Source organism: Streptomyces iconiensis (assembly GCF_028657195.3).
Classification (GTDB): domain Bacteria; phylum Actinomycetota; class Actinomycetes; order Streptomycetales; family Streptomycetaceae; genus Streptomyces; species Streptomyces iconiensis.
Window position 1 is genome coordinate 38677 of record NZ_JANCPR020000006.1, and the last position, 11461, is coordinate 50137.

Here is an 11461-nt window from a genome sequence, read left to right on the forward strand (position 1 = left end):
TTGCCCGCACACGCTGTCCGCGGATGCCGGGGCCCTTCCCCGGGCCTGGCCGACGACGCGCGCTCCGCTCGGTCCGCGCGCCGCCGGTCAGGGGGGTCACTCGTCCGGGTGGTGCAGCTCGATGTCGTACGCGTCCACACCGGGACCGGACACGTGCAGGGCGTTCGCCATGGGCGGGTAGCCGCTCGCGATGACCGAGTAGTCGCCCGCGTCCAGGTCGGTGAAGGCGTACGCGCCGTCCTCACCTGTCGTGGACGTGGCGATGACGTTCCCCGCCGCGTCGACCAGCGTGACCCGCGCGTCGGGCAGGGGCCTGCGGCCCGAGCCCGCCATCACGGTGCCCGTGACCCGGGCGCCCGCCGCGAGGTCGACGTCCAGCTTGGTCACGCCCTGGCCCTGGACCTCGACCGGAATGGCGGTCGGGCGGAACCCGGAGGCGTTGACGGCGAGGGTGAAGGAGCCGGTGACCAGCTCGTCGAACCGGTAGTCGCCGTTCTCGCCGGTGACGCCGGTGGCCAGCACCTCGCCCCTGACGTCGGTGACGACGACCATCGCACCCTGCACGGGCGCACTGTCCACCGCGCTGCGCACCTGGCCCGAGAGGCCGCTGGTGCCGGAGAGCAGCAGATCGTGGCTGAGGGGCTCCTCGCCGACGATGACCGTGGACGCCTGCGGCTGGTGGCCGTCGGCCGCCGCGATCAGTACGTACGAGCCCGCGCCGGGAGCGTCCAGCCCGTAGGAGCCGTCGCCGTGTGTCACGGAGCGGCCGAGCTGGCGCCCGCTGAGCGAGATCAGGGTGACGGCGGCGCGTGCGACGCCGATGCCGTCGGCGTTACGGACGGTGCCGTAGACCCCGATGCCGCCGGAGGGCTGCGGTGCCGCCGGTGCCGCACTGGCGGCTGCCGCGTACTCCCTGAGCTGCTGCGTGCGGTGGTCGCCGTTCTCGCCGGGCCGGGAGGTGTCCGGGCCGCCGTGCGCACCGACGGGCTGGGCCACCGGCTGCTCGGCGGTCCGCTCGACCGCGGGGGTTTCGCCTGCGGGGGTGCCCGAGGCCGCCGGGACGGACTGCGGGTTGGCCCCCTGCTCCAGGCCGGACTGCGTCTTCAGAGGAACCTCCTTGATGAACAGCACGCACAGCAGTCCCAGCAGCGCGACGGGCGCGGCGTACAGGTAGATGTCACCGATGCCGTGCCCGTACGAGCTTTCGACCACGGTGCGTACGGGTGCGGGGAGCTTGTCCAGGTTGGGCAGCGCACTGCCGCCACCACCCGTGGCGCCGCCGCCCTTGATGCCGAGCTTGCCGAAGCCGTCTTCCATGTAGTGCGTGATGCGGGTGGCCATGATGGCGCCGAGCGCCGAGACGCCCACCGCGCCGCCCAGGGAACGGAAGAAGTTGACCGTCGAGCTTGCGGCGCCGAGGTCCTTCGGAGCCACCTGGTTCTGGGTGGCGAGCACCAGGTTCTGCATCATCATGCCGACACCGAGGCCCAGCAGCGCCATGAAGATCGCCATGTGCCAGTACGTGGTGTCGTAGCGCAGCGTGCCCAGCAGGCCCATGCCGGCTGTCATCAGCACACCGCCGCCGCACAGCCACAGCTTCCACTTGCCGGTACGGCTGATGATCTGGCCCGAGAGGGTGGTGGAGACGAAGAGTCCCGCGATCATCGGGATCGTCATGACACCGGCCATCGTCGGCGACTTGCCGCGCGCCAGCTGGAAGTACTGGCTGAGGAAGACCGTCGCGCCGAACATCGCGATACCGACGAACAGCGAGGCGACCGAGGCGAGGGTGATGGTGCGGTTGCGGAACAGCCGCAGCGGAATGATCGGTTCCTTGGCCTTCGACTCCACGAGCATGAACAGCAGCGCGAGCACGATGGTGCCGCCGATCATGGCGTAGGTCTGCCAGGAGATCCAGTCGTACTTGTCACCGGCGAAGGTGACCCACAGCAGGAGCGTGCACGCCGCGGCGGCGATGAAGAACGCGCCGAGCCAGTCGACCTTCACGTCCTTCCGCTTGATCACGGGCAGGTGCAGCGTCTTCTGGAGCACGATCAGCGCGACGATCGCGAACGGAACGCCGACGTAGAAGCACCAGCGCCAGCCGAGCCAGCTGGTGTCGGTGATGACGCCGCCGAGCAGCGGGCCGCCGACGGTGGCGACCGCGAAGGTGGCGCCGAGGTAGCCGCTGTACCGCCCGCGCTCACGCGGGGAGATCATGGCGGCCATGATGACCTGGGCCAGGGCGGTCAGACCGCCCATGCCTATGCCCTGGAACACACGGAACATGATCAGCGTGCCGGGGCCCTGAGAGAGTCCGGCACCGGCAGAGGACAGCACGAAGACGATGATCGCGATCTGCACCAGCATCTTCTTGCTGGTGAGGTCGGCGAGCTTGCCCCAGATGGGGGTGGTGGCTGTCATCGACAGCAGCGAGGCCGTGACGACCCAGGTGTAGCTGCTCTGGCTGCCGTGCAGGTCCGAGATGATCCTGGGCAGTGCCGTGGAGACGATCGTCGACGACAGAATGGCGACGAACATGCCGAGCAGCAGCCCGGACAGCGCCTCCATGATCTGACGGTGGGACATCGAACCGTCGCCGCTCGGCTGTGTGGCGGCTGAGGCTTGGTGCGTGGGGGTCGGCTGGGCGCCGTGCGCTGTGTTGGCCGCGTGTCGTGCCCCGCCGCCGGCCCCATGTACGGCGTCGCGGGGCCCCCCAGCTGAGGGCTGAGGTCGGGTCGTTGCCATTCGGCGTCCTTCTTACTCAGTGTGAAGCGGTTGCGGTCGTGTCATGTGGGGGCCCACCGCGTGAACGGCAGTCCCCGAAGCTCGTGCGGAGCCGGCTGAGCAGGGAGTTGAGGTGGGCGACGTCCTCGTCGTTCCAGTCCCGAAGGTGTGCGGCCAGGAGTTCGACGGTCTGTGTGGACAGTTCGTCCAGGAACCGTTCGCCCGACTCGCTGATCCGCAGCAGCCGGGACCGGCCGTCCTGCGGGTCAGGGTGGCGGTCGATCCAGCCACGGTCGGCGACGTGCGTGACATGCCGACTGGTGACCGACATGTCGATGGCCATCAACTCGGCCAGCCGACTGGTGCGCATCTCCCCGTGTTTGCTCAGGAGCATCAGTACGGCCGCCGATGCGGGCGGGCAATCCGCCGGGAGTCCCCGGGCCATCTCACGCTTGACGGCGCCGATGGCGCTCAGCTGCCGTGCCAGCTCCTCGTACTGACTGCGTTCGGCCATCTGTACCCCATGAACTTGTTGCTTAGGGCAACCATAGAAGAAGTTGGTTGCTGTAGGCAAGTTGATTTCGGGCATGCGAGGCAAACAATAAATAAAGCATCGGTGTGCGGCCGACCAAGAACGCGTCAAGTGTGGTAACCGCTGAGCGCCCCCGCCGCGGCGCCCGCTCTCCCGCCGGCTCCCCCTCTCGCTCCGGCCGTCCGCTCCGGTGCCTGACCTGGCTCTCGCCAGTGCGGGGCCGGGGCTGTGCCCCTGTCCCAGGGTTCGCTAGGGTCCTGCCCCATGGCTCACAACCCCCAGTCGCCGCAGGGCCCCGAAGGACACCCGGACCCGGCAGGCAGCACTCAGATGTTCCGCGCCTTCGTCGACGAGGGCACCCCACAGCAGCAGCGCGGCCCCGTGCCACCGGCACCGGCCGGGCCCCGGGTCGGCCTGATCGTCGGCATCGTCGTCGCGGTCGTCGTCCTGGGCGCCGTCGCCTGGCTCGCCTTCGGCTAGGAACGCTCGCGCGTACGACGACCGTACGGTGACGTGCGGGCGGCGTACCCGGCGTACCCGATGTACGAACGGCCGCGCACCGCACAGCCCGCTGACGAAACCGACCGACCGTGTACGACGACCCGCACGACGCCCGCGTACGACGACCGTTGACGGAACCCGACCCGTAGGACCTCCTCACCGCGGTGCCCAGCACCGCACCCAGCATTGCCGCCCCGGACCGGCCCCCGGCTCCGGGGTTTTTTCATGTCAGCGCCGAGCCGTCCACGACTGCCTTCGGCGCGTTACTGGGAGGGCCACGGCGCTCCTGCCGGTCCCCGTTGCCGAGGGTGGCGTTCCTGTCGGCTACGGGGTGACCGATTGCCTTCCTGCCGACTACGGGGCGACCGACTGCTTCCCTGCCGACTACGGGGCGACCGACTGCTTCCCTGCCGACTACATGGATGGCAGATGACGCTCTCGGCGGCTGCCAACTACTGGCGGTCGATTACGCGCCGGTCGGCTGCCCGCGGCCTACGGTTTGCGGCTTGCGTTCGCCCGCCGGTAACGCGGTAACGGGACGCCGACGACGTGCCGGTCGACTACTGGGTGACGGACGACGGCCGTGTCGACTACTTGCGGCCCGCGTCCGCACCGTCGGCTACTGGGCGCCGGTGAGGTTGCGGTCACTTACTTGCCGACCTGCGACGCCACTCCGCCGACGATGTGCGAGCGGCGACGTGCGGCCGGCGACGGGTAGCCGACCCTGCGGGCAACGCCGGTCAGCCGGTCGGCCGACCGGCCACGTGCCGGCCGACAGGCGCTGTGGTCGTCGGCTACTTCCAGCCCGAGACCCGCACCTCGCGGGTCTCGATGTGCATCCCCAGGGGGACGCGCCAGCGGTCGACGCAGACCTTCCAGGTCTTGTCCTTCTTCTCCCCGGCCCCGACGGGTGCGGGGAGCGCGCGGGTGCTGGTGCGGGTGTCCCAGTCGACGCCGAGGGAGCCGATGATGTGGGTGCCGAAGGTGACCGTCCCCTTCTTCACGGGGCTGCCGCCGGTGTTGCGGAACTGGACCGTCACCTTCTCGCACCAGCGGTCACCCGTCTTGGCCCGCTTGGGCTCGCCGACCTTCAGTACGGCGGGGCCGCTCGGGGTCGCGTCGCCGTCCGGTGTCTCGTTCCCGCCGCTGCCTCCGGTACCGCCGCCGGGTGAGGGTGACGAGCCGCCGCCTCCGCCGGTGCCACCTCCGCCGGGCGAGGGGCTGCCGGAGGCCGGGCCGCCGTTCCCACCGCCTCCGCTGCTTCCGGAGCCGCCGCCGTCGGAGCCGTTCCCCCCGCTCGCGGTACCGCCGCTGCCGCCACCGGCGCCGTCGGTCCCCTCCGCGCCGCCGGCGCCGTCAGCCGACTGTCCGTCCCGAGCGCCGCCGCCCTCGCCTTTCGATGAGGCGGCGCCGCCGCCCCGGCCGTCCGCGGCGCCGCTCTCGTCGGCGGGGTCCAGCGGGACCATCCGTACCTTGTCGTCGGGGCCTGCCGGTTTCGACGGACCGCCGCCGTCCCGCTGCGGCTGCTCCGCGGCTCCGACCGCTACATAGCCGTCGTCCCCGCCTCCGCCGCACCCGGCCGTCAGAAGGACGCCGAGACAGACGAGAGCCGCCGAGGCGGTGGTGGTGAGGCCGCCCCGGCGGCTTGTCGCGTATGCCCGTGGCGTCCGCGCACGCGTCCCATGGCTTCGCATGGCGACAGTGTCACTGACGCTACGTCAGATGTGAACCCTGTGGCGTTGGTGCTCCTTCTGTTCGTTCGTATCCCCCGAGGCACTCGGCCCTCCGCGTGCTCAGTCCTGTGGGGTCAGTCCTCCGCGATCAGCCCCTCGCGCAACTGCGCGAGTGTGCGCGTCAGCAGCCGGGAGACGTGCATCTGGGAGATGCCGACCTCCTCACCGATCTGCGACTGCGTCATGTTCGCGAAGAAGCGGAGCATGATGATCTGCCGCTCGCGCGGCGGGAGTTTGGCGAGCAGCGGCTTGAGCGACTCGCGGTACTCCACGCCCTCCAGCGCGGCGTCCTCGTAGCCGAGGCGGTCAGCGAGTGAGCCTTCGCCTCCGTCGTCCTCCATGGACGGGGAGTCCAGCGAGGAGGCGGTGTAGGCGTTGCCCACCGCGAGCCCGTCGACCACGTCCTCCTCGGAAACCCCGAGGCAGGTGGCGAGTTCGGTCACGGTCGGAGAGCGGTCGAGGTTCTGCGACAGCTCGTCGCTCGCCTTCGTCAGCGCCAGCCGCAGTTCCTGGAGGCGGCGCGGAACCCGTACCGACCAGGAGGTGTCACGGAAGAAGCGCTTGATCTCGCCGACGACGGTCGGCATCGCGAACGTCGGGAACTCCACGCCCCGTTCGCAGTCGAAGCGGTCGATCGCCTTGATCAGGCCGATGGTGCCGACCTGGACGATGTCCTCCATCGGCTCGTTCCTGCTGCGGAAACGGGCGGCGGCGTAGCGCACCAGCGGGAGGTTCAGCTCGATGAGCGTGTCCCTCACGTACGTGCGCTCGGCGCTCGGAGCCGTTCCTGGAGCGTCGGGCGCCGCCTTGTCGAGCGCGGCCAGCCGCAGGAAGAGGGAGCGGGAAAGGGTGCGTGTGTCGAGTGCTTCGCAGTCGGCCGCCACTCCCGCGGCCTCGGCGAGATCATGTGGCGCGGTGCCGGGCTCGGCTGGCCCGGGAGGTGCACCCAGGGTCGTGTTCTCGGCGAGCACCTTCGAGCTGCCCAGTTCTACGGACATGCCACCCCCTTGAGGTCGCGGACGGGTCGCTGCGGCGCCCTCGGGCGAGGGAAGCACCTCCCCCTGAATACCGGGAGCACCACTGCGGCAAACGCAGCTCTTGCAGAATGTCACAAGTCAGCAACGCGACGTAGCCTCATGTCGATAAAACTGCACAGTTGAGGACGGTGGGGCCTGGATTGGTGTCGCTCGATCCGGCTATGCGTCGATTCGATTTGCGGCTCTCAGCCGGGCGAAGCTGCGTGAGAGCAGCCGGGAGACGTGCATCTGCGAGACCCCGAGTTCCGCGCTGATCTGCGACTGCGTCAGATTCCGGTAGTACCGGAGCAGAAGGATCCGCTGTTCACGTTCGGGCAGCTGCACGAGCAGGTGCCGTACGAGGTCGCGGTGCTCGACGCCGTCCAGCTCCGGGTCCTCGTAGCCGAGCCGGTCCAGCAGCCCCGGCATACCGTCCTCGCGCTCCTGCGCGGCCTCCAACGACGTGGCGCGGTAGGCCCGTCCGGCCTCGATGCAGGCGAGCACTTCCTCTTCGGTGATCTTCAGCCGCTCGGCGATCTCGGCGGTGGTGGGGGAGCGGCCGTGCAGCGTGGTCAGATCCTCGGTGGCGCCGCTGACCTGGACCCACATCTCGTGCAGCCGTCGGGGTACGTGCACGGTGCGGACGTTGTCGCGGAAGTAGCGCCGGATCTCGCCGATGATGGTCGGCATCGCGAACGTCGGGAACTGCACACCGCGGCCGGCGTCGAAGCGGTCGATGGCGTTGATGAGGCCGATGGTGCCGACCTGGACCACGTCCTCCATCGGCTCGTTCCTGCTGCGGAAACGGGCGGCTACGTAGCGGACGAGCGGCAGGTTGGCCTCGATGAGGGCGCAGCGCACCCGTTCGTGCTCGGCGGATCCGGGTTCGAGCCCGATGAGCTGGTCGAAGAGCGACTGTGTCAGTGCCCGGGTGCGCGCGGCCCGTTCCCGCTGTGCCTCGGCGGGTGAGCGCTGCGCTTCGGTATCCCCGGAGGGAGTCTGGGTGGGGGTACGGGTCCCGTCCACTCAGCCACCACCCCTTTACGGTTCACGGTGCAGATTTGTCCTGGCTGGTCAATTCATCCGCCAAAAGCGGTCATAGCATCACAAGACATGTGCACCGTGTGCAAGCACCCGATAACTCCGTGTTGCTTGCCAGTTCAGCGGAAAACCCCCCGTACTGGTGGCGTCGAGGGGTGTGTGTGAGCGCGTACGGATGCGGCCGAGGGGCGCCTGGAGGGTGCGGGGGCGTGCGGCGTGTGGCGGCGCACGGGGGCGGCCCGGAAGGGGCATGGCGCAGGCATGGAGGAGGACGCGCACGGGGCGGCTCGACCGTGCGTACGGACGCGACCGGCACGGAGGGTGCGGTGGCGCCGGGTGCGGATGGCGCGGAGGCGCGTGCGGGCGCGGAGGGTGCGGGTGGGCGGGGTCCGTACGGCGGGTGTCAGTTGACGAGCGAGGTCATGAACTGCCCGACGCCCTCAGCCGCGCTGGATATGCCCTCGAAACCTATCTGGACCAGATCGGCCGCGCGGTCGGGCGACGTGATGATCGTGTACAGCACGAAGACAACAAGCAGGTAGAGCACGATCTTCTTCGCCTGTGCCATCGTCCTGGCCCTCCCCCGGGTGTGTTCGGTCCCCGAAATCCTGTACCCCTGTGCGGCTGTGTGAGTGTAGCGGGAGACGGGGGGCCTTGATCCAGCGTCAGGCGGACGGCTCTCGACCGTCAGCCATCAAAGGCCCGTCCGCACAGGTCCTTTGCCCGGTTCCGTCAGCTGGTGCCGGAGTGGAGGGCGTGTCAGAACCGGGAGGCGGCAGGCACCCCTGGACCGGCAGGCCCCCTGGCCCCGGACAGGCCATGTTCCGGTGGGAGCGCCTGTCCGCCGCAGCCGTCGCTCGCTCGCCGTACCCACCCGCCACTCTCCATCGCCCACCGCCCTCGCGGCCTCACACCGCTCTCTCCGGGCCCTCGACGTCCCGCGCGCGCTTTCCCGCCCCAGCGCCTCCCCATGTCGGCACACGGCTGTACACGGCTGCACGTCGCCGCGGCGCCCTCTCAGCCGCCGGCGCTCGCGGCTCCGGTGCCCGTGCTTCCCGTGCCCGGGTCGGTGTGCGCGGCCTGCGCCAGTCTGCGTACGCCCTCGCTGATACGGGCCTCGGGGAGCGCCGCGTAACCCAGCAGGAAGGTGGGTTCGGCCGGCGGGTTGTGCGTGAAGTAGCCCGCGACCGGATAGATCCGTACGCCGAGCCGCGCGGCGGCGCGCACCAGGTTTTCGGCCGTCCCCTGAGCCTTCGTCAGCGTCACCATCACGTGCAGCCCTGCCGCCTCTCCCGAGACGCGCAGGCCGGCGTGGCCGAAGTGTGCGGACAACTCGTCCAGCAGGTGCCGGCGGCGGCGCCTGTAGAGCGCGGACATCCGCGCGATGTGCCGTTCGTACGCACCGGTGGCGATGAAGTCGGCGAGCGCTTCCTGGTCCACGGTCGGCGAGAGCCTGTCGGTGATCCACTTTATGCCCAGGCACGCACGCACAAGTCGCTCGGGAAGCACCATGTAGCCGATGCGCAGCGCGGGGAAGAGCGTCTTGCTGAAGCTGCCGAGATACGCCGTCTCGGCGCCGCCGTCGGCAGCCAGCGCGGGCAGGCGCGCGGCGCTGAAGGTGAACTCGTTGTGGAAATCGTCCTCCAGTAGTGTCGCGCCGCGCTCGCCCGCCCACTCCAGCAGCGCCCGTCTGCGAGCGGCCGACATGATGACGCCCGTCGGGAACTGGTGCGACGGCGTCACGTACACCAGCCGCACCCGCGCCGGATCGTGCCCGTAGGCGCGGACACACATGTCGATGTCCTCCACCCGCAGCCCCTCCCCGTCCACCGGTACGGGTACGACCGTCGCGGACGAGAAACCGAACACCTGGCGCAGCACCGTATGGCCCGGGTCCTCGATGACGATCACGTCCCCAGGGCCCGTCACCAGCGCACGTACCAGGATGTCCATGGCCTGCGTCGCACCACTGGTGATCAGTACGCGGTTCGTGCCCGCCACGAGGGACCTGCTGCGCGCGACGAGCGCGGCGACATGGTTGCGCAGCGCGCCGGAGCCCTCGGCGGGCCCGTAACCCAGGGACGCGGCGTCGGCACGGGCATAGGCACGGCGTACCGACTCCTGCCAGCGGGCCATGGGGAACGCCGAGAGCGCGGGCGTACCGTGCCGGAAGTCGATGCCCGAGCGGCCCGGCGTATGCGAAGGCGGCGGCTCCCATGGCTGCCACAGTGCGTCCCCCGCACCGGTCGGCAGCGGAGGCAGCGGTTCCCTCGCGCGCGGCGGCGCTTCCACAGGCGGCGCGGGGACCGTACGCGGTGCCACGCGGGTGCCCGAGCCGTGCCGCGCGGTCAGCACGCCGGTCGCGCGGAGCATCTCGTACGCGCGGACGACGACCGTACGGGACACGTCCAACTGCCGGGCCAGCTCCCGGGTCGCGGGCACCGGGTCGCCGGGGCGCAGCCGCCCCCGCTCGGTCAACGCCGTGATCTGCGCGACTACTTGGCGCTGCAACGGGACGCCGCTCGCGCGGTCCAGCACGATCAGCAACTCCGCCGAGCCCATCGCTGCGCTCCCCCTCCACTCGCCCCGTCCACTCGCCGCTTCCCCGCGCCATGCGCCACATGCCATGTGCCACGCGCCTCACCCACCCGCGGCCGGGAAGAGGCTACGTGCGCCCGGGGGCTCGCTGGAAAGGGAGGCTCAGGGCGCGAGGGCGCGAGGAGAGGAGGGGTGGCTCGTGGGATGAGGAGAGGGGGACTCAGGGGTTGAGGGGACGGGAGAGGCCCAGGGATTCGAAGGGGGGAAAGGGGCTCAGGGGATGAAGACCGTCTTGCCGCGCGAGCCGCCGGCGCGGGCGCGGGCCACCGCGTCGGGGGCCTGGTCGAGCGGGACCTCGTTCTCGATGGGAACCACGACGCGCCCGCTGTCGATCTCCTGCCCGAGCCGGTCCAGCAGCTCGGCCGAGGCGGAGAGCTGGAAGTTGATGCCCTCCACGCCCTTCGCGTACTGCGCGTCAGGGTCGGCGACGCCCACCGTGGTGAGTGCGACACCGCCGTCGCGGACGAGCGCGGCGTTCGCGGCGAACTCCGCCGCGGTGGGGGAGGCGAGATCGACGAGCGCGTCCACCCCGTCCGGGTACTCCTCGCGGACCGCGTCGACCATCGAGTGCTCCTTGGCGTCAATGGTGACCGCGGCACCGAAGGCGGCCATCCTGCGCTGGTCGTGGCCGTGCGTGGAGGCGATGACGCGCATGTCGTGTGCCGCGGCGAACTGGGTGAGGAACGTTCCCACGCCCCCGGCGGCGCCGATCACCAGCAGGCTCTCGTACTCGCGCAGGGCAGCGGCCCGCACGATGTCCAGCGCCGTCATCCCGGCCGTGGGCGCACCGGCGGCGACCGTCGTCGGTACCGAGGCCGGCACCCCCGCGATACTGCCCGCCTCCTCGACCACCACGTACTCCGCGTACGTGCCGCCGCCGACCGGTTCGCTGACCACCTGCCCGTAGACCGCGTCACCGGGCCGGAAACGACGCGCCTGCGGGCCGCCGTCCTCCACGACCCCCGCGAAGTCCACGCCCATGACCATCGGAAACGCGTACGGAAGTGCACCTTCCAGCATGCCGTCCGCGATCTTCCAGTCGAGCGGATTCAGCCCCGCCGCCTCGACCCGTACCAGCACCTCGCCCTCACCCGGCTCGGGCCTCGGCACGTCGACCACCTCGGGCCGACCCTTCAGCTCCTTGACCGCGACAGCACGCATCAGCAGTCTCCCTGCTCCCCCCTTGGGACCAGTGGGCGCTCTCAACGTACGACAGGCCACCGCCTCCCGCAGTCCGGCACCTCGCCCTGACCTGCCCGGGCGTTGAGGCGGGCCCCGCGGGTGCCAGGGGGCGCACGGCGAAGGGCCGGGTC

9 protein-coding genes are annotated in these 11461 nt (G+C 70.5%); 1 reads left to right on the forward strand and 8 read right to left on the reverse strand.

The window, feature by feature from the left end; translation table 11 throughout:
• Positions 1-96: 96 nt before the first annotated feature.
• Together NMN56_RS07435 and NMN56_RS07440 are read right to left on the reverse strand one after the other, a co-directional pair.
• Positions 97-2589, reverse strand: coding sequence for an MFS transporter (locus tag NMN56_RS07435; RefSeq protein ID WP_274044554.1), 2493 nt, complete (start codon positions 2587-2589; stop codon positions 97-99).
• 175 nt (positions 2590-2764) lie between these two features.
• Entirely contained in the window at positions 2765-3241 is a 477-nt protein-coding gene (locus NMN56_RS07440) for a MarR family winged helix-turn-helix transcriptional regulator (RefSeq protein ID WP_274044553.1), read from the reverse strand.
• A gap of 282 nt (positions 3242-3523) precedes the next feature.
• On the opposite strand from NMN56_RS07440, the gene NMN56_RS07445 reads away from it, so the two are divergent.
• Entirely contained in the window at positions 3524-3739 is a 216-nt protein-coding gene (locus NMN56_RS07445; protein ID WP_274044487.1) for a hypothetical protein, read from the forward strand.
• 815 nt (positions 3740-4554) lie between these two features.
• Here the strand turns inward: NMN56_RS07445 and NMN56_RS07450 are convergent.
• The 6 genes from NMN56_RS07450 to NMN56_RS07475 all read right to left on the reverse strand — a co-directional run bounded on the left by NMN56_RS07450 (position 4555) and on the right by NMN56_RS07475 (position 11309).
• Positions 4555-5454: a hypothetical protein gene (locus NMN56_RS07450; protein ID WP_274044486.1), complete on the reverse strand. Its 900-nt coding sequence runs from the start codon at positions 5452-5454 to the stop codon at positions 4555-4557.
• A gap of 113 nt (positions 5455-5567) precedes the next feature.
• Positions 5568-6491, reverse strand: a complete 924-nt coding sequence (locus NMN56_RS07455) for an RNA polymerase sigma factor SigF (RefSeq protein ID WP_274044485.1) — start codon at positions 6489-6491, stop codon at positions 5568-5570.
• Positions 6492-6689: 198 nt separating this feature from the next.
• Complete coding sequence (locus NMN56_RS07460) at positions 6690-7535, reverse strand: RNA polymerase sigma factor SigF (RefSeq protein ID WP_274044484.1); 846 nt, start codon at positions 7533-7535, stop codon at positions 6690-6692.
• Between the two features lie 418 nt (positions 7536-7953).
• Positions 7954-8118: a hypothetical protein gene (locus NMN56_RS07465; protein ID WP_274044483.1), complete on the reverse strand. Its 165-nt coding sequence runs from the start codon at positions 8116-8118 to the stop codon at positions 7954-7956.
• Between the two features lie 449 nt (positions 8119-8567).
• A complete protein-coding gene (gene pdxR / locus NMN56_RS07470; protein ID WP_274044482.1) occupies positions 8568-10112 on the reverse strand; it encodes a MocR-like pyridoxine biosynthesis transcription factor PdxR in 1545 nt (514 codons plus the stop codon).
• Positions 10113-10361: 249 nt separating this feature from the next.
• Positions 10362-11309, reverse strand: a complete 948-nt coding sequence (locus NMN56_RS07475) for an NADP-dependent oxidoreductase (protein WP_274044481.1) — start codon at positions 11307-11309, stop codon at positions 10362-10364.
• Positions 11310-11461 lie beyond the last annotated feature (152 nt).